The organism is Desulfosarcina ovata subsp. ovata (assembly GCF_009689005.1).
GTDB classification, from domain to species: domain Bacteria; phylum Desulfobacterota; class Desulfobacteria; order Desulfobacterales; family Desulfosarcinaceae; genus Desulfosarcina; species Desulfosarcina ovata.
This window is the reverse complement of record NZ_AP021879.1, coordinates 2,987,940-3,006,723: the sequence shown is the minus strand read 5'-3', so window position 1 is coordinate 3,006,723 and position 18,784 is coordinate 2,987,940. Positions and strand designations below refer to the sequence as shown.

Sequence of the window (18,784 nt, the reverse complement as noted above, 5' to 3'; positions counted from 1 at the left end):
AATCCGGGCAACGGCAATTGTACGCACAGCAGTCCAGGGTCGTTCTCATAGCCTATTTTGTCGGGAAATGAAATCAATCATCTTACGGGAGGGGGCACTGGCCTCCAAATTTTTCCTTTAATGCTGCCCTTACATCCGTTGGACAGTCTTTTCCGGTCCAGTATACTCCTCCCTCACCTTCATGACATAAACAGATGATGGGGTTACTATGGTAATACCCAAACACAGCAATCGATCCTGCTATCATACCGATAAAAAATGTAGCCCCTAATAATATGAACCTTTTCATCGCCAATTTCCTCCTTTGTGAAAATGATGGTATTGTAAAAAATTGCCCAAATGCTATTTTTACAAATTGCCATCCCATCTACATTCATAACAGAGTATTTAAGATAATGTTTTTGGCAAGGCCAGAGGGAGGGAGCCGTATTGTAATACTGCGACGACCGATAACGCAGCCCAAAAACATTATCTTGAATGCTACAGAATAGAATCGTTGTCAGTTTCTCTTTCTCTCGTCTTGCACCATGCAACCTGCAGTCAACAGCTCAATAGTTCAGCACGACTCTGACAAAAAACGTTCTCTCCGGCAAAAACGGCTGAATAACATTAAATTTATCCGATGTTTTAAAACTGGCATCCTGGAAACGAAATTCCTCGTTAAGGAGATTGCAAATTTCAAAGCTTATCATGCCCAGGCGATTGGGCAAGCGATAGCCGATTGCGGCATCGACGACCACGAAGTCATCTTTTACTTTTTCCTGAGGCTCGGTTCCAGTTCCCATCTCTTGCCACACAAACGTTGGGCCGATCTGACCGAAGAAGCCTATCGGGCTGAAATAGCGAATTTCAAGCGGCACTGAAGTCGTCTCCAGTTCAAAAGACAAAAGATCGCGCTCAAATTGATATTCGGCATTAATGGACCAATTGGAAAATAGTGCCCAATTAAGGTATCCACGATATGTTTTCTCATCTCTTTCTGATGCTTCGGAAAGATCACGCTGGATAAATTCAAAGCCGGTGTAAAGCCCATTCGTTAGTTTTGCATCTATTGCGATCCCGGAAAGCTTTGACCAAGTGCCGTTGATATCATCAAAAAATTGGTTAAAGCCTGCCACCTGAGTCGGTTCGATGGTTTGATCCACGGCCAACATCCGCTTGATGTTTCTAATATATGCTGCCCTGAAGCGAAACCTTTCAGTGAGATCCCACTGCAAGCCAAGCTTTGGGTTCACACGTTCCAAATTGAAACGCATATCGGTATCCTCGTAGGTTTCGTAACTGAGACCTAATGTCCAGACAATCGATTCCGGAACCTTTATATTCGCATAAATATAAAGGGTGTCACCATTGATTGCATAATTACCCTTCTCAGAAGTGGAAGTTGCAGGTATCGGTGGAAACGGAAATGGCAGAGGGATCTCCTCAGTAGTCATTGTGTATTCATACTCAGCATCGACTCTGTATGCACCCCCACCTATTAAGACGTTGAACGTATCTTCATGGAACAGATATTGTACTTCGGTATCATAGCCCTCCCTACCATCGTTGTTCTCCACTCGCTGATCTGAAACTTCGCTCAGATACCATTCTCTGCGGTCGCTATAGAAGAAGGACGCGATAACATCATTCCGGGATGAGAGCGATAAATGCAAGCCGGCGCGCCAGATGTCGTGTTCCAGATTCCTGCTGTGTGGCGGAATAGTAGCCGGGTATAGGAAAAGCCGAAGATCCCCTTGGGACGTTTCGCGGCGACGATACTCGAACTGCATGTTCATCTTGTTCGTGATGGCGACCTGCGTGAAAGCATTGTAAATATCATGCTCAACATTGCTGTTTTCCCGAAAGCCATCATTTTGGTAGTGAAACTGGCCCAGGCTGTAAGAGAAGGGACCTTCTATTCCGGAGAGCACCGCTTCATCGCCGTAGGTATCATTGTTTCCGACTATGCCGGCCACCGTCAATTGAGGCTTATTTCGCTCGAACAATGGAGTGTACTCATTGAAGGCAGCTTCTCCCGGACCAACGCCGGAGACCGTGCTTATCCCTTTAATGGACAGCCTCGGTTGCACTGGGTTGATATTGACCGGCTGCAGCAATTGGGCTTGCAGGAGCTCACTGACCTGTGCGATCTGATGCTGTGGCAGCCGCATATAGGTGTCAGATAAAAAGCGATGAGCAGAGTAATTGGTTGGATCGATGCTCAAGGATTTAGTGCTTTCCACAAGGGACCTCTGCTCAAAACCGAGATCATCATATATCCGTGCCAGACTGACTCCACGCGCTGCTCTGTCCTCATCCAGCAACAAACGCGACCGATAGATTGCCCGATTATCGTTCAATTCAATCGATTTCTGCAGGCTCTGCAACGCCTCCACCGGCCGGTTGGCACTCTGCAAACGGATGGCATCGTAGAGCCAGGGGGTAGGGTCGTTAGGATCAAGACTTTTTGCAATCTCAAGCTGCCGTTCGTCCAGCGGTCCACGTTTCTCATCGAAATAAGCCTTTCCCAGATAGCTGCGGATCAAGGCATTGTTGGGATCCAGGCCGGCGGCGATTTCAATTTGGGCCCGGCCTTCTTCCAGATCGCCGTCGCGGATGGTGGCCAGCCCCAAACCCAACCGCGGCAATGGCGCGGCCGAATCCAGGGTGATGGCATGATTGAATGCATCGCGGGCTTTGCCGGTCTTGATTTGGGTCAGGTAGGCAAATCCCAGGATCGTATGGGCGTGCGCCGTATGCGGGCTCAGATCGGCGGCCTTCTGGGCGGCCTCTACCCCTTTGTCCAACTCGCCCACGCAAATCCGCAGTTCGGCAAGGCGGGCCCAGGCCACCCCATCACCGGGCACCTGTGCCGTTGCATTTCGTGCGGCTTCGAGCGCCCCCGGCAAATCGAGATCGGCCTGCAGCGCATAGGACAGGGCAATCTGCGCCGCCGCCGAGCGGGGGGCCAGTCGCACCGCTTCCCGGGCCAGCCGCAGCGCATCGGCGTTGCGGTTCTGAACGATGGCGATGACTGACTGCAAGGCCAATGCATTCCCGCTGGCAGGGTCCACCTCCAGGGCCCGGCGGATGTCGGATCCGGCCTCGACCACACGGCCAACGCAGAGCAGCAGTGCGGCACGCAAAACGAAAAACCGGGCACTTCGCGCTTGAGGTTCCAGATCTTCCAAACGCGTGAGGGCTTCGGGAATTCGCCCCTGATTGGCCAGTGATAGCGCGGCGTTGATGTCGGTTGACCGTTCATCAGGGCTCAATGCCGGTATCGGCGGGTAGTACAACGCCCATTGGACGCTGTCTCGCGGGCGGACGAGAACCTGAAACTGCGGTGCGCGGCCAGCCAGGGCCACGGCACCCTGTCCCGGTACCAGTTGAAGCGAGCCATAAGGGTTCTCGGCCAGGATCCGACCCTCGAACAGATCGATGCGGGTCTGGTCGGGATCGACGCGAACAAAGAATTCGGTACCTTCAATTATGGCATTGACGAAAGGTGTGATAATTTTAAGGCTACGTGGCCGATGGCTGAAAAAATGAACGGCCCCTTTGATCAACCGGATGAAAAAGGTTGACGGCTGCTCGATTTCGGTCATGATCAGCATCGTTTGCTGATCCAGTCGCAGCAGGGCATCGTTGACCAGCCGGATGCCGGCCCGGCTGTTGGCTTCGACATAGATCTGGTCACCGACGAAAAAGGTGTCGTCGAGCAGGACCGGCTGCCAGACTGTTTCTCCCTTTCGTCTGACCCGAACACGACCCTGAAGGGAAACCATTTTGCTTACCCAGCCAGCGTTCGATTCATCGGCCGCCGTTGTCTGGGGCACTCCTGTAGCTCCACCAATTAGAACGCTCATTAGAACAATAGTCCAGATAACCATCCAATGCCGTATCATTCCCTCTCCCTTAAACAACATACAATGGAGAGCTATTTTCATAACAGGCAACTGGAAAATTGTTGGCAATGGAAGTAAAATATCTATTGCATGAAATACAGGAAACTTTATTAGCTTTGCCATTTTTAAACTTTGTATATGTGCCGGTGTCGGCAACGCGGTAGACGGGCACAAAGACAAGCAGGATGGTGGAATTATTTATTTCCGGCAACCTTAGCTCTGTTGGGTTGTAGAAGACTCTCAAATGCAATCCGCGCTACCACGTCCTGTTCTCTATTCTCATCAAAGACTATTTTAAAAGATCTCACTGAGCTGGATCGACAAGGACAGCAGAGAGAGGATGGCGGAGGTTGCGCCCACCCACTTGAACACCGTGCCGGTGACATGCCACCAGCGGTGTCTGGCCTGCGGAGAGCGGCAATGGGGCAAATCCTGGCCCCTGGTTGAATCGGTTCCCGGCAGGCCCGGCACAGTGCCTCCGGATGTTGGTCGCCGACATACTCGGCGGATTGGCCGGCCTTTTGATCATCTGTCTTAGAGCCTGTTTGAGAAGTCTGGATCAGGCCCGATAACAAGGCGGAAAGTGGCTCGAAAGCGGAGCATATACGTAATATGTGAGCATTTTGAGACACTTTTCAACGCCGTTAGCGGGCCTTAGACGGATTTGTCAAACAGGCTCTTAAGGCTCATTTTGGACCGTCTTCTCCCCATACCGCATAACCATTTCCCGAGGTGAGCAGATCATCCACCGGGTCCCACCTGCTTCCCGTCGGAGACCAGCTTCCCGGACCGATTTTGACCGCTATCTCCCCATGATCTCCGAAAATGTAGGCGGCATAGCAATCCCCCTTGCCCGCCCTGTCGATCCAGACCTTGCTTTCCGAATGGATGCCGTAGCTTTTACGAATCGAAATAAGCTGCTTGATTCGCCTTTCACGCTCCGGACCCGTATCGAAGATATCCTTCCAGAACACACAAGGGGTTCCGGGGTGCGTCAAAATAAATGCATATCCCTGAAGCGTCTGATCCCCGTCGGGAAATGGGGGCGCGTAGGCACTGTTTCTGGCCTCTTCCGTGTCGTGGTTTTCGATAAAGGTTACCGCCTTGTCGCTCCAGAGGCCGATAACCCCGGCTCCCCGGTCGTGATATTTCAGCCAGTCATAATTGCCCCAGGCGATCGCCTGGTAAAGAGCGTTTCTCAAGGGGAAGTCAAACGCCGTCGTTCTTTTCTGCCATTCGCGGTGGGTGGAATCGATCCAGTCGATCACTTTTGCCGTATCGTCATCGAAGTATTCGCCGACTGCGAACGCCGGCAGCGTATGATCGTTATAGATTTCGATGGCCCAACCGGCATAGCCCTTGACCATGTCATACCGCCAGCCCGCAAAGCCGACGTCATTTTTCAACCACGCCATCCAGGATTTGATTCCGTTTTGCGTTTCCGGGTTTTTATGATCCAGGTCCCGGGAGAAGGGGGCCGGATTGCCAAGATCGGTGTTGATGGATTTCTCTCCACCCCATTCGTCGTCACGGACGATCGTAAACGTGGACCAGTCGGGATTGGTGAAATCCGCCCAGCCGTTGGTGCCGGACCGATGATTGATGACGATATCGGCAAGCACGTTGACTTCGGGACTCAAGACCCGGATGGCTTCTCTCAGTTGGGCCTCAGTGCCGTATGCACTTTGTAAATTTCGCAGTTGCGTGGGCTCGTACCCCTGGGGTGACGCCGATGCAGACGGGGGAGGGAACCAGACAAGATTAAGCCCGGTCTCTTTGATCCGTTGGGAATTCTCAAGAATAATCGTGTACCATCCCTGGGGTACGGCACTAGACTCCCAGTGAAATCCCTGCAGCATGATATGATAGGTGCCAGGGTAGGCAGAAAGAGGAACAAAGGAAAAGGATGTAAATAGTAAGATAGCGAAAAAGATACGTCGATTTTTCATGACTCCCCCTTTTTCGGCAGGGATTTTCACCGATGAGGTCTTTTTTGCTGTCAAATAACTGCGCCAGGGGAGTGCGTAGCAGCCGCTCCATGGTCTCCCCAATAAAGAGAAACGATGATAGTCGCCTTGCCATTCGTAATCGCGTGTCGTTTCGGTTGGTGAAATCATGATATTTCCTTTTTTTTCTTTTCACTCGGAGAATTTCCTGATTGTCTGACCTTCATGAAGCGGTTAAGCATATCAAACCAGAAAGGCGCGCCAAGGGCGATGGCGAAGATGCTGATCAAGAGGCCGACGATTTTATGGACCCACGCCCATCCTTTTGGCGGGGTTTCCCAGCCAAAGCGAAGACCGGCGTTTTCCATCGTCGATTTGGCCTTGTTATAGGCCGCGATGGCCTCGGAAAGTTCCTGCCTTTGCGCGGCCAAGAGTGGATCCGATGCGGCGGCGGGCAGTGGTATGGCGAGTACCGCCGGTATTACGCCTGAACCGGGGAGCGCTGTATCTTGCATCGCCGTTGGCGCCGATTCGCTTTCGATAATTTTTTCGGCTTGGGATATCAGGCCTGCACGAATCTCGGGATTGGTATAGAGTGCTTTGGCAATGGAGAGGGTGTCTACGTTGGCGCTAAGGACCAGGAGGGCGGAAGCGATCAGGGCGACGGTCTGCTGTCGGCGCTTGACCCAGCCGGCGGCCCGGTCCATGGCGGCATCGAAGTGGGTCTCGACCGCCTTGCGGAAGGAAATCAGGTCCAGCTCTCCCTGGGCCACGAAGGTTTTTAGCATTTCCTTGACCCGGGTTGCTTGACCCGTCTTCGCGATATCGGGGAGTCTCTCGATTGCCTTGACCAGCGATACGTCAGGGCCGTTTTTCAGCAGCAGCGACTGGATCACCCGCCCGACGACGTCGGTGGGAAGATAGGAGGGCCGTCCGTCCGGTCCCTTGCTCAGCGCCTGGACCAGCGGATGGGCGTAGAAAGCGTCGACAAAGGGTTTGTTCGCTTCCAGTTCACCGTCAAGAAGTTCTTTCAACCCTGCTTCAAGGTTTTTGCTGCGCAGGTTCATCCAGGACGACAAGGCCTCGACGATGGCCGTGCACGCCAGGGCAAAGACGAGATAGATGGTGACCAGTCCGATCAGTACGTCGATGGCGGCGATTCCAAACATGTTTGTATCCTCCCTGCACTACTCTGTTAAATGAAATTCCGTCTGCCAAACATCCAACCCGATCGCCCGGCGGTGGTACTCCCAGGCGTCGTCCAGCAGCAGGAAATAGCCGAACAGCTGATATTTATATTCGGCCGGGTCGACGGACGAGTGGTAGGGCACGTCCAGGGCCGTGGCGTAGATGAGTTGGCCCAGGAACAGGCCGTCGGCGATTTCGACCAGCTCGTCCAGACACAGTCCGATGGGCACGGGCCCGCCGACCATGGGGTAGCGGTAGTGGAACTGGAAGACCTTTTTCCGGCGTCCGTCACTGTGGTTCATGGGCAGGATCGATTCCCGGTCGGATGTTCCGAGGAAGATGTATCCCTGCCGGGCGAAGGGCGACGGGCCGGCTTCGGAAATGGCCTGCAGCGACGGGTCGGGGATGCGGTAGTTCATGTCGATGATGCGCATCAGGGGATCGGCGGCGATGATGCGTCGGTCCTGGATGTTGTTGCCGTCGACCCATCGCGTGGCGGCTTCATTTTCCCAGAAGGCCTTGTCCGCATCGCTCATGCCGTGGTCCCAGCTGCCGTTTTCAAGATGCGCCGCATAAACGCCGGGGTTTTTCCAGTGCCCCCCGGCGGCCTTCTTCACCAGGGCGTAGTGGGGCGCACTGGCCAGGTGGGTTTTCAGCTCCCGGACGCGTGCCGGGTAGCGCTTGGCCAGGTCGGGGCTTTCGTCGAGGAACATGCTCAGTTTGCGACCGCTGATGCGTTCGAAGGATTTTCCCGCCCAGGGGAAGATGTATTTCCCGATGCTGTGCCAGACCATGTCCAGCACGTTGGGCGGTGCGTCGGGTTCGCCGGTCAACAGGCCGGCCAGGGTGCCGGGAAACAGCTCGTTCTCTTCGAAGGACGAATCACCGGAGCCGTGCAGGGTTTCCCTGAACCCCAGATGCAGGTTGAGGTTGGCCCCGTGGTAGTAGCCGAATCCGTGGGCAACGTCCGCCTGACCATACCAGTCACGCGGCTCCGTGCCGTCCATACGGCAGTTGTAGCCCGGGCGTCCATGGCCTTGGAAGAGGCCGTCGACCACCTGCGGGGCCACGCCGGCCCGGAATAGCCGGTGAAATTTTTCGAAATGGCGCAAACGGTCGTCGCCGGCGGTGCGTTCGGATATTTCCCGGCCGATGCGTTGAAGCATCTGCAGGATCGATTCCCCATCCCGGCGCATGGCCTGTATGGCTTCCACGGACGACGATGGCAGGTCCGGTTCCAGGAGGAAAGTGGTAAACTTCTCCTTGAGGTCCGTATGGTCCCGCCAGCCGTCGATCCATTCCGTGACTTCGGGCCAGCGGCCGGCGGCACGGCCGGGCGCGGCACCGGCACGATCCGGCGAGGAGACGTCATACCCCAATTCGCGGTAGCCGCTCTCTCCCCGGCGGGGCCGAAGCTGGGGAAAGGCGCTATCCGCATATACCGCCTTTGCATAGGCTGGATCCATCATGAGAAAATAGCCGTTGTTTTGGTAGCCGTAGTCAACGGTCCGGTCTCCGGAGAAGAGATCGAAAAGCGTGCCTTCAGTCTTCTCCTTCTCACCCGCGTAAGCCTTGCCCAGGGGAATGGCCGGTATTCCGGGACGGTCCGGAAAGTGCAAGCTGCCCAGGCTGTAATGCCGGGTGGCGAACACCAGTTGTCCCAGATAGATGCCCTCGGCAATCTGGACCAGTTCATCGATCAGGCGGGTCATGGGATAGGTGGGGCCGAGCTTCGGCCAGCGGTAGTTGAGCTGGTAGACCGCCTTTTCGTTCATTTCCGGCACCACGGACCGTCCGGGCGCGGCAAGAAAAATTCCGCCGGTCATCGAATAGGGAATATTGACTTCCTTTTCCAGGTTCTCGATGGTCAACTGGCCATCGAACCCTTTCTCCGAGGTGGACAGGGGGCGCGGTTTCAGCCCCCACAGGGCGGTGAGCGCGGGCAGGCCCAGACGCTGGAGCGGGTCGGGCTGCCCGGGTTCGCGAAAATAGTTACGGCCGATGCGGCTGGTCGCAGGACAGTATGCCTCCAGGGTGGCCCTGTCGCCATCGGTCTTGTCCGCCACCACGGCCTTTGACACCGGCTCGAAGGTCTTGCCCATCCAGAGGCCGGTATCGGCAAAGGTCATGTTCCAGGCGCTTGCCATCCACTCGATATTGGCGAGGCTGGAACGTGTACGGCCCATCAGCTTTGCCGTTTCACGGAAGTAATCGCTGTCCCGGATGGACACCGACATGCCGATCATGGGGCCGTCGACGGTGGCATCGGTGCCGCATTTGAACAGGGTTTCCAGTTTCCGGTGGATGGTGGGCCAGCGTGAATGCTGCCGGTTGTCGGCCAGGATGCGCTGGTAGCCGCCCAAAAGGGCAAACATATTACCCTTATAATCTTCTTTCAGCAGGGTCTCCAGTTCCGTGGCCAGGATGACCGCCGAGGCGGAATCGACTGCCGGAAAGTTCTTACTGTTGAGATAAGGAGTATTCATCTTGTTTCCAATCCTTGGATGGGTTGATGCCAAGTGGCCGCAACGCCGGCGGGCATATGCGGTCATATCAGGTTAAATGGTACCGGTCGTTTTACGGGTCGGGCACGGCGGGTGAATGAAACAATCACTTTTTTCCCGCCGGATCGTCTGTCGATTTCAATGGACAATGGGTAAGATCGTTTTTTAACGCGTCGCACCGAACATGCGCTCAGAGAAGAATGCCACATCGGGATGATTTCACTATCATCAGAGTTCATCTGCTTGTGCAGTGATGGCGGTCACATGGATGGTGTGACCGCGGTCACAATCCGTGGATACCCAAAATTTGCCCTTTTGGCGAATGAATTACAGTCGAATCTGGTATTTTTTCATTTTTCGCCACAGCGTGGTACGTTCCATACCCAGTTCCCGGGCGGCTTGCTGGCGGCGGCCGCCGGTTTTCTTCAGGGCGGACAGGATGCGATGGTATTCGGCAGCGTCCCGGGCAGGCACTGCGGCGGATTCTTGAAGCGTGCGGCGGCCATTTCGCTGGCGGACATAGTCGGGCAGGTGGTCGGGCTGGATCATGACTTCACGGCAGATGATCAGGGCGTGTTCCAGGATGTTTTCCAGTTCGCGCACGTTGCCCGGGTAGTCATAGTTGAGCAGAATCTGCATGGCCGAACGGGAGATTGCCGGTGGTGTCACGGCACGGGCGGCACAGAGGCTGCGGGCGATGTGGCGGATCAGCAGGGGCAGGTCGCCGCGTCGTGCCGCCAGCGGCGGCAGTTCGATCCGCATGACGTTGAGCCGGTAGTAGAGATCCTGTCGGAACAGGCCCTGATTCACCAGGTCGGTGAGCGTGCGGTTGGTCGCCGAGATGATGCGCACATCCACCTTTTGGGTGCGGCGGCTGCCCAGGGGGTAGAACTCGCGGTCCTCCAGCACACGTAGCAGTTTGGCCTGCAGGGAAAGGGGCAGATCCCCGATCTCGTCCAGAAAGATGGTGCCGCCCTCGGCATCCGAAAAGCGTCCCGGTTTGTCGCGCTCCGCACCGGTGAAGGCGCCTTTGACGTAACCGAAGATTTCCGATTCGATGAGGTTTTCGGGAATGGCTGCGCAGTTGACTTTTACCAGCGGTTTGGCCGCTCGCCTGCTGGCCGAATGGATCACCCGGGCCATAAGATCTTTGCCGGTGCCCGTGGCGCCTTCCACCAGCACGGTGGCGTCGCTGGGCGCCACGACCGAAACCATATCGAAAATCCGGTGCATGGCCGGATCCTTGCCGATCATGTCGTGGAAGGTGTAGCGGTTGCTGATGGTCTGGTTGAACTGATGGGCCAGGGTCATGTCGTGAAAGGTCGCCAGCCCGCCGATGATGACATCCGTTTCGTTTTTCAAGGCCATGTAGTTGGCGCGAATGGGAACGTTGACGCCTTCCCTGTCGATCATGCATCCCCGGCAGCGGGTGCGGGCCTTGCCGCTGGCAATGGATTCCTTCAGCAGGCAGACATCCTCGGTTTCCGTGTCGGGAAAGAGCATGGCAAAGGATTTGCCCAGCACCTGGTGGCGATCATAGCCCGAGATGGTTTCTGCCGCGCGGTTGAAAAAATTAATCAGGCCGCCCCGGTTAACGGTGAAAATGCCCACATCGAGGTTGTCCAGGATAATTTTGAGACGATGCTCTTCGTAGTGCAGGCGATCGATCAGATGGGTGATCGGGGAGTGGTCCTGAAGGATTGTCATGCATCCGGCAATTTCCCCCCGACCGTTGGTGATGGGCGTGGCCATGCGGGTGATCAGATGCCGCCGGTTTTCCTCATCGGTGACTTCCAGGTCCGGATTTTTTTCACCCGAGGCGTCCGGGTGATCGAGGACGCAGGTCACGGTGCAGGGAACACCGGTGAAAACTTCCCGGCAGTCACGGTCAAGGACTTCCGTTTTGTGCAGGCCGAGCAGTGCCTGGGCACTGAGATTGATGGCGGTGATCCGGCGCCGGCCATCGGCCACGAATGCGCCGATGTTCAGCTCGTCCATGACGTCCAGCCAGTGGTCGCATCGGATTCCCAGCCATTTTTGCAACGTCGTTTCGGCCGTTTTCATGACACCGCTCCGGACTGCATGGGGTCTGATGGCGACAAAGGGAGCCGGATTTCGAACCGGGTCCCCTGGCCGGGTTGGCTGGCGGCCGTCAGGGTTCCGCCGTGGCGCTCGATGATGCCGTAAGTCGTGGAGAGGCCCAATCCGATGCCGCTGCCCTCCTGTTTGGTGGTGAAAAACGGTTCGAAAATATGCCCCATGTCCGCCTCGCTGATTCCATGGCCGGTGTCCTGCACTGTGATCGCCACCATGCCGGCGGGCGTATCCGTCCTGGCTGCCAGTGTCAAGGTTCCTCCCCGGAGCATGGCATCAACTGCGTTGAAGATCAGATTGAGCAGGCACTGCTGAAGCTGGTTGGCGTCTCCGCGGATGGCGGGAAGATGGTCGTCAATATGGGTGGCCAGTTCGACATTGGCCAATTCCAGGCGATGGCGGGCCAGTACAATACTGCGCTCCAATACTTCTTCCACCGACACCGGTCCCATGGAAACCGGGGATTTGCGGGAAAACGTGAGCAGACTGGAAACGATTTTCGCACAGCGGTCGGTTTCGGTCTCCACCAGTTCGAGATAATCCCCGAACCGGGCCTGCTTCTCCGCCGGAAGCGGGCCCTTCTGCACGGTGCGCTGCATCAGCCGGATGTAGTTGAGAATGCCGGCCAGCGGATTATTGATTTCGTGGGCCACGCTGGCGGCCAGTCGACCCAGGGACATCATTTTATCCTGGTGCAGCAGGCGCGCCTGGTCGGCCATCTCCTGCTGCAGACGGTGGATGCAGCGCAGGTCGCGTACAAAACAGACCCGGCCGGCGGTCGGATCCGCTTCCGTCAACGGCGTGGCCGACAACTGCACCGGAACCGGCTGGCCGGCCTGGTCCAGAAGGCGGGTTTCGTAAAGCATCAGCCGACCGGCACCGCCATGGCCGGTAGCGGCAAGGTCCTTTTCGAAGCGGTGGTATTCATCAGGACGGAAGAAGTGATCCATCCGTAACCGGCCGATGACCCGGCTGCGATCGATCCCCAGCATCTGTTCCATGCTGCGGTTGAAGATGACCACCCGTCCCTCGGCATCGCAGCCGCAGATGCCGTCCATGGCGCTTTCGATGAGACGTTCGAGGTAGGTGACCGTCTCCTCCAGTTGCCGGGTGGTACGGGAAAGCCCCTGCTCTAGCTGGCGGGTGTGGGCTTTCAATTGCCGGCGGGTGGTGTAGCGGCGACGGGCACGGGAGAGGGCCACCATCATGGCGTCGTTGTGGATTGGTTTGGTGATGAAGTCCGAGGCGTCCAGCTGCAGGGCCCGGATGGCGGTATCCATCTCACCGAAAGCGGTGGCAACGATGACTTCGGTGTCCGGGAAGCGCGCCTTGACGGCTTCCAGTACCTGGATGCCATCCATGCGGGGCATGCGGATATCGGTGATGACGATGCGCGGAGCAACGGTTTCGCAGCGTGCCAGGCCGTCCTTGCCGTCGACGGCGGTCTCCACCCGGTATCCGGCGTCCCTGAGCGTCAGGGCGGTCACCTCGCGGATGTCCTCTTCATCGTCGATGATCAGTACGGACCAGTCGTCGGTCATGGCGGCTGCTTGCTCCCCGGCTGTGGGGCCGTTATCCGGACGATTCAGTCGTTTGCTTTTCGAATTGTCGGGCTCATAACCTATAAAATATATCATAGGGAACCAGGCACGATAGATCAATTGTGATGTGAATCATATTTTATTTGTTACAAAGTGTAATACATATTAATATAACAATGTCTTCTCGACAATACCGATTTCCCCGATCCGGAGCGATTCGGAAACCGCCGAACCCAATGCCAGTTGCCAGAACGGCGGACCCTATTTTTTGACCACCCCCGCGTATCCGGTTTCGGGTCGTATTGAAAAACAACCGATCATCAAATTGCCGGGTGCACCGCAGACCCAATGACAACAGGGGGCCACCTATCATGCATCCATCTGTTCTGATCGTTGCTTGCGACGGTCGTCCTTCGGATTTTATGGCCGACCCGTCGTTATCCCGTAACCTCACCTGGGTGCACACGACACCGGGAGAATCCGTCGTTGCCGCCATGGACCGTCATCAGCCGGGGCTGGTCCTTGTGTATAGCGGAACGGCAGCGAATTCACGGGTGTTGGCATCCGTGAGCCACATCAAGCGTCGTTTCCCGACCACACCGGTGTTCCTGGTTGCCCGGGAGAGTAGCGAGTCACTGGCCATCGGCGCCCTGAAAGCCGGGGTTGATGACTATTTCAAGTATCCGCTCCGAGCCAAGGCCCTGTTGGCGCAGATTGAACAAAAACTGGGATCGGATAACGAGAACTTATCAAAAGGCACATTATCAAAAGACGCATCCAAAGGATATTTTCCCGGAAAGTTGGTTGGCGAAAGCCGGATCATGGAAGAAATAAACGGTCTTTTGGAACGGATTGCGATTGTTGACAGTACCGTGCTGATCACCGGGGAAACCGGCACCGGTAAAGAACTGGCCGCCGGCATCATCCACACGAAGAGCACCCGTACCCGCCAGCCCATGGTCAGCGTCAACTGTGCCGCGCTACCGGACAGTCTGGTGGAGAGTGAATTGTTCGGCTACGAAAAAGGAGCCTTTACCGGTGCGGTAACCCCAACCCGGGGACGTTTCGAGCAGGCCCGGGGCGGCACGGTGTTTCTCGATGAAATCGGGGATATGACCTCCTTGGCCCAGGCGAAAATCTTGCGGGTCATCGAGGAGAAGGCGATCTCCCCGCTCGGCGGCGGCGATCCCCGGCCGCTGGATTTCCGTCTGGTGGCCGCCACCAACCGGGATCCGGAGACACTGATCGCCGAGGGTGTTTTCCGTGAAGATCTGTTCTATCGACTCAACGTGGCGCGGGTGCACATGCCCAGCCTGCGGGACCACCCCGAAGACCTGCCATCTTTGGTGGCACATGCCATTGACTGTCTGAATCTCAAGTTCGGACGCAGGGTCAAGGGGTTGTCCACCGCCGCCATGGATGCCCTCGGTCAACACAGTTGGCCGGGAAACGTCCGTGAGCTGATGAACCTTTTGGAGGCGACCTATATCAACATGCCCGCGGACACCATCCATTTCGCCGATCTGCCGGTACAATTCCAACGCTGCCTGGAAGATAGCCGCCACATGCCGGAGAACGAGCGCGCCGCGATACTTTCCGCTCTCATGGAAACCAACTGGAACAAAAGCACGGCGGCCAGAAAGCTCAACTGGTCGCGAATGACCCTGTACCGTAAAATGGCCAAGCACCGCATTGTGGAAGAACGCCGCCATCCTTGAGAATTGTGTAACTTTGTCACCCGACGGTGTAACAGGCCACGGTGGAAGCCGGGTGGCGCGGGGCAGGGGGTGCCACGAGGGTGAGCAGAAGGGGTTGACTGTAACATCCATCCGCTGTCGATACCGGCAGAAAAATATGGGGATTTGCTCCCTACCAGTATTCAACTGCTTGATACAAAAGCGATTTTTTTTTCCGGCGGATGACTCTTGAAGCGGCATTTCCTTTGCAAAGTAATTTGCGTCCAGCCGACCCATTAATCGCCGAGGAATTTATGCTGTGGACTTCTTCTCACCGAGAGACGGATGGCAAGGGCCATCCGGAAGGACGTTACGCCAACTTTTTCAAAGTGGGTCACAACGCCTATGAATTCGTTATTGATTTCGGGCAATCCTATGCGGATGACCCCCAGCGGGAATCGATCCATTCTCGGGTCGTGACCAGTCCGGCCTATGCCAAGGTCCTGCTGAAGATCCTGCAGGATGCGATTGGGCGGTATGATGCTAAATTCGGAAGTATTATTGACGCTGAGTGATTAACCGCCAATTGAGATGACCCATAATGCAAGCCTACACGCGCGGGTTCGCTTGGGCCCGGCCGAAAACCCTATTCTCTTTTTGACTGAAAGGAGAACGTTATGCCCAGTTATTTACACCCGGGAGTTTATGTTGAGGAAATTCCCAGCGGCGCCAAGCCGATCGAGGGGGTCGGGACATCGACGGCCGCCTTCGTCGGGTACGCCACCAAAGGGCCCATGGCCCAGCCCACCCTGATTTACAAATGGGATACTTACGATGAGCAGTTCGGCGGCCTGCGCGACACCGGAAAGTCCGCTCAGGGCGATCCCATGGGGTTTGCCGTGTACAACTTCTTTCTCAATGGGGGCACCGCGGCCTATATCGTGCGCGTGGCCCAGGAGGACAGCGCCGACACGGCCGAGGGGTTTTTGCTCAATCCCGACGACAACAGCCAGATCATTCGGTTTGTCGCCGCCAACCCGGGAGAGTGGGGCGATGCGCTGGAGCTGCGTTTCGCACCCAAAGCGGACAGCACGACCTATTTTACTTTGAGAATCGGATCCCTGGACGATGAAGGCGAATTCAAGGAACTCGAACGCTTTACCGACCTGACCGTGGCGGATGCGGACGCCGCCGATTTCATCGAGAGCAAGGTCAACGATGCGTCGGAGTGGGTGCAGGTGGAGGTCCAGAATGTCACCACTTACCTGCTCGGGACCAGCAGCAGCCAGGATCTTGGTGCCGTCAGCGATTTCAGCGTGCTGAACGACAAGACCATGACGGTCAGTGTGGACGCTACGGCCCGGCCCGTCGCCTTCGCGGCCGACGCGTTTGATGGCACCAACACCCTGGCCGACGTCGCGGCAATGATTCAGACGCAGGTTGTCGGCAGTGTGGTGGCCAACCCGGCGGTCGAGAATTTTACCTGCCAGGCGGTGGGCAGTCAGCTGGTGTTGACCTCCGGTACCCGGCTGCCGGCCTCGGCGGTGGTGGTGACCGGACCCGGCGACGGTACCGATGCGTCCATCGATCTTTTGCTCGGCGTGGCCAACGACGGCACCGAGCTGACCGGGCAGGCCTCGTTGAACCTACTTTTGTCCGGCGCGGCGGATGAAGTCTCCCTGAGCGGCGGCTCGGACGGCAGCCTGCCCGACAAGGCCGCTTATGATGCGGTGTTCAGCGCATTCGAAAAATATCGCGACATCAGCATCCTCTGCCTGCCGGACCAGACCTGGAACACCGTCGGCGAGCAGGCCATCATCGATGCCGCCGTGGCCCATGCGGAGAAGATGAAAAGCCGCATGGTCATCATCGATCCGCCGGCAGGCACCGAATTCACCACCGAAAAAAGCGTCACCGACCTCGGCTTCAAACCCAAGACGTACGCCGTGGTCTACTACCCCTGGGCCAAGGTGGCCAATCCCTTCTACAACGCCGAAACCAATCCCGGCGTGCCGACCACCCTTTTGGTCGGGCCGAGCGCGTTCGCCGCCGGCATGTGGGCCAAGACCGACGGCCGGCGCGGCGTCTGGAAAGCTCCGGCCGGCGTGGAAACCTCCCTTTTGGGTGTCGCCGGTCTGCAGTATGTGGTCGAGGATAGTGAACAGGACAGCCTCAATCCGCTTGGTATCAACTGCCTGCGGCGCATGCCCGGATACGGACCGGTCATCTGGGGGACGCGCACCCTGGCGACCAAGGCCGAGCCTGAATGGCGCTACGTGCCGGTCCGGCGCACCGCCATCATGATCGAGCAGAGCATTTTCAACGGGATCCAGTGGGCGGTATTCGAACCGAACAACCATAACCTGTGGGCCTCCCTTCGAGGCAACATCGGTTCGTTCATGGACGGCCTCTTCCGGGCGGGTGCTTTCCAGGGAGAAAAAGCGTCCGATGCCTATTTCGTGCGCTGCGGCCTGGGCGACACCATGACCCAGGGCGATATCGACCGCGGCCAGGTGATCGTGATCGTCGGCTTCGCCCCGCTCAAGCCGGCCGAATTCGTCATTGTCAGAATCCAGCAAAAGGTTGCCCAACAATAAAGGAGGCTACGGATGGCTGCTCCCCTTTTTCCCGTCAACACCCATCGTCATGATCCCTATCGGACCTTCAAATTCCAGGTGGTCATCGATGGCCAGGTGGTGGCCGGGCTCAAGAAGATGAGCGCGCTCAAGAAGAAGACCGAACCGGTCAAGTGGCGCGCCTCCAACGATCCCTCCCATGAGCGGATCATGCCCGGCGGCACCAGTTACGAGCCGGTCACCCTCGAGCAGGGCCTGACCCACGATCCGGTTTTCGAAACCTGGGCCAACCTGGTGAACAACATCGAGGGCGACGGCGGCATGTCGCTGAAGAATTTCCGCAAGGATGTCATTATCAATGTGCTGAACCTGCAGGGGCAGGTGGCGATTGCCTACAAGCTTTACCGGGCCTGGGTATCCGATTATCAGGCCGTGCCGGATCTGGATGCGGGCAGCATGAATACCGTGGGGATTCAGACCGTCACCCTGCAGCACGAAGGCTGGCAGAGGGATACCAGCGTTTCGGAACCGACGGAATCCTGATGCGCCTGCCGGGTGGATTGTGGCATGACGGCCGACGGCACCGTGAGGTCGGTTTCCGGCCGCTGACCGGGGCGGTTGAGCTGGCCGTCAGCGAGGCCTTGCAGACCGCCGAAACCCTGCCCGAGGCGACCACCATGATCTTGCAGGCTGCCTTGGCGCATATCGGCGACCTGGCCCCGGAGACACCATGGGTCGATGCGCTTTGCGTCGGCGACCGGCAGTTTCTATCCGTTTGTCTGGCCGGACGGCTGGGCGAGGACGAGGTCTGGTTCACGGTCGAATGCACGGCCTGCGGCCAGCGGTTCGACTTCCCGCTGCGGTTTTCGGCCCTGCCGGTCAAACCCGCCGGGCCGACCTATCCGTTTTGTGAAACGGACCTTGCCTCCGGGGCATACCGCTGGCGCACGCCCAACGGGGCCGACCAGAAAATCCTGGCTCGGTTCGCCCCTGACGACACGGCGGTCGCGACCTTGCTGCAGCGCTGCCTGGTGCGGGAAGACACCGACGCCCAGGCAGCGGATGCGGCCGATCTGGTGGATGGGTTGACGGCTGCGGAAATCGACTGCATCGAGGCGGCCATGGAAGCCCAGGCTCCCGAGGTGACCGGCCAGGTGCAGGCGACTTGCACGGGTTGCGGCCGGGTCAATGTCATCGATATCGATCCGCTTTTCCATCTGAAGCGGCTGCTGCGCGATGTGAACGTGGATATCCATCGGATCGCCTCCACGTATCACTGGAGCGAGGCGGAAATCTTGTCCCTGCCCCGGCAGCGCCGTCTGCGCTATCTCGAGTTGATCGACCGGGCGCGGGGCATGGCCGTTTAATC

The 18,784-nt window shown here is 57.2% G+C and carries 12 protein-coding genes; 5 read left to right on the top strand and 7 right to left on the bottom strand.

What is annotated here, in order from left to right; genetic code table 11:
- Positions 1 to 82: 82 nt before the first annotated feature.
- From GN112_RS13330 to GN112_RS13300, 7 genes are all read right to left on the bottom strand, one after another.
- Positions 83 to 367 (bottom strand): hypothetical protein, encoded by a 285-nt coding sequence (locus GN112_RS13330; RefSeq protein WP_155310676.1) that lies wholly within the window; start codon positions 365 to 367, stop codon positions 83 to 85.
- A 181-nt stretch (positions 368 to 548) separates the two neighbouring features.
- Positions 549 to 3,821 (bottom strand): TonB-dependent receptor domain-containing protein, encoded by a 3,273-nt coding sequence (locus GN112_RS13325; protein WP_162458914.1) that lies wholly within the window; start codon positions 3,819 to 3,821, stop codon positions 549 to 551.
- A 755-nt stretch (positions 3,822 to 4,576) separates the two neighbouring features.
- Positions 4,577 to 6,007, bottom strand: coding sequence for an alpha-amylase C-terminal beta-sheet domain-containing protein (locus tag GN112_RS13320; protein WP_155310674.1), 1,431 nt, complete (start codon positions 6,005 to 6,007; stop codon positions 4,577 to 4,579).
- Positions 6,004 to 7,005 (bottom strand): hypothetical protein, encoded by a 1,002-nt coding sequence (locus GN112_RS13315; RefSeq protein ID WP_155310673.1) that lies wholly within the window; start codon positions 7,003 to 7,005, stop codon positions 6,004 to 6,006. Before GN112_RS13315 ends, GN112_RS13320 begins: the two co-directional genes overlap by 4 nt.
- 18 nt (positions 7,006 to 7,023) lie before the next feature.
- A complete protein-coding gene (locus GN112_RS13310; RefSeq protein ID WP_155310672.1) occupies positions 7,024 to 9,510 on the bottom strand; it encodes a hypothetical protein in 2,487 nt (828 codons plus the stop codon).
- 345 nt (positions 9,511 to 9,855) lie between these two features.
- Entirely contained in the window at positions 9,856 to 11,592 is a 1,737-nt protein-coding gene (locus GN112_RS13305) for a sigma 54-interacting transcriptional regulator (RefSeq protein WP_155310671.1), read from the bottom strand.
- The gene (locus GN112_RS13300) at positions 11,589 to 13,163 is read right to left on the bottom strand and encodes a hybrid sensor histidine kinase/response regulator (RefSeq protein WP_231717013.1); all 1,575 of its coding nucleotides are present in this window, start codon (positions 13,161 to 13,163) and stop codon (positions 11,589 to 11,591) included. The genes GN112_RS13305 and GN112_RS13300 overlap by 4 nt, the downstream gene beginning before the upstream one ends.
- Before the next feature lie 371 nt (positions 13,164 to 13,534).
- On the opposite strand from GN112_RS13300, the gene GN112_RS13295 reads away from it, so the two are divergent.
- The 5 genes from GN112_RS13295 to GN112_RS13275 all read left to right on the top strand — a co-directional run bounded on the left by GN112_RS13295 (position 13,535) and on the right by GN112_RS13275 (position 18,782).
- Positions 13,535 to 14,881, top strand: a complete 1,347-nt coding sequence (locus GN112_RS13295; protein WP_155310669.1) for a sigma-54-dependent transcriptional regulator — start codon at positions 13,535 to 13,537, stop codon at positions 14,879 to 14,881.
- A 200-nt stretch (positions 14,882 to 15,081) separates the two neighbouring features.
- Complete coding sequence (locus GN112_RS13290) at positions 15,082 to 15,414, top strand: DUF3467 domain-containing protein (protein ID WP_155310668.1); 333 nt, start codon at positions 15,082 to 15,084, stop codon at positions 15,412 to 15,414.
- A gap of 102 nt (positions 15,415 to 15,516) precedes the next feature.
- The gene (locus tag GN112_RS13285) at positions 15,517 to 17,436 is read left to right on the top strand and encodes a phage tail sheath C-terminal domain-containing protein (protein WP_155310667.1); all 1,920 of its coding nucleotides are present in this window, start codon (positions 15,517 to 15,519) and stop codon (positions 17,434 to 17,436) included.
- 12 nt (positions 17,437 to 17,448) lie between these two features.
- A complete protein-coding gene (locus GN112_RS13280) occupies positions 17,449 to 17,958 on the top strand; it encodes a phage tail protein (protein WP_155310666.1) in 510 nt (169 codons plus the stop codon).
- Positions 17,958 to 18,782, top strand: a complete 825-nt coding sequence (locus GN112_RS13275; RefSeq protein WP_155310665.1) for a T4 family baseplate hub assembly chaperone — start codon at positions 17,958 to 17,960, stop codon at positions 18,780 to 18,782. The genes GN112_RS13280 and GN112_RS13275 overlap by 1 nt, the downstream gene beginning before the upstream one ends.
- Positions 18,783 to 18,784: the final 2 nt, after the last annotated feature.